1 protein-coding gene is annotated in these 757 nt (G+C 61.2%); it reads right to left on the reverse strand.

Annotation, left to right across the window (positions count from 1 at the left end):
- The coding region (gene leuB / locus NW858_RS09180) for a 3-isopropylmalate dehydrogenase (protein ID WP_414520340.1) at window positions 1-757 on the reverse strand (757 nt) is incomplete at both ends.

A 757-nucleotide genomic window follows, 5' to 3' on the forward strand; every position in this document is an offset into this window, starting at 1 on the left:
TCCTTGGGGGGAGGCTTGCTGCTGGGCCAGAGTAGCCAAGATCTTTTCTCCCATCTCGCGGCAGCCTACGAGGGTCATCCCCTCCGAGTAGATGTCGGCGGTGCGGTAGCCCTGGGCCAAAACTGCCTCGACAGCCTGCTCGATGCGGTCGGCAGCTTGGGGCTGATCCAAAGAGTAGCGTAGCAGCATTGCCCCAGAGAGCACCTGGGCAAGAGGGTTGGCCTTGTCTTGTCCGGCAATATCGGGGGCTGACCCGTGTACTGGCTCGTATACCCCAGGGCCAGAGGATCCCAAAGAGGCAGAGGGCAACATGCCGATGGATCCAGTCAGCATCGCTGCCTCATCGGAAAGAATATCCCCGAAGAGGTTCTCCGTGAGAATGACGTCAAACTGCTTCGGCCAGCGCACCAACTGCATGGCAGCGTTATCGACGTACAGGTGGGAAAGCTCCACGTCGGGGTACTCAGCCGCAATGGCGGTAACCCGCTCCCGCCACAGTTGCGACACTTCCAGGACATTGGCCTTATCCACTGAGCAGAGCTTGCGCCGTCGCTTGCGAGCCAGTTCGAAGGCCACGCGGGCAATGCGATCCACCTCGGCCTCGCTGTAGGCCATGGTGTTTACACCCCGCCGGGATCCCGTGGCATCTGTGAAGATCCCTTTGGGTTGGCCGAAGTAGATGCCGCCGGTGAGCTCGCGCACCACAACCAGGTCGATCCCGGCGATCACCTCTGCTTTGAGGGAAGAGGCCTCCACC

It is taken from the genome of Synechococcus sp. H55.10, from assembly GCF_047502715.1.
GTDB lineage: Bacteria > Cyanobacteriota > Cyanobacteriia > Thermostichales > Thermostichaceae > Thermostichus.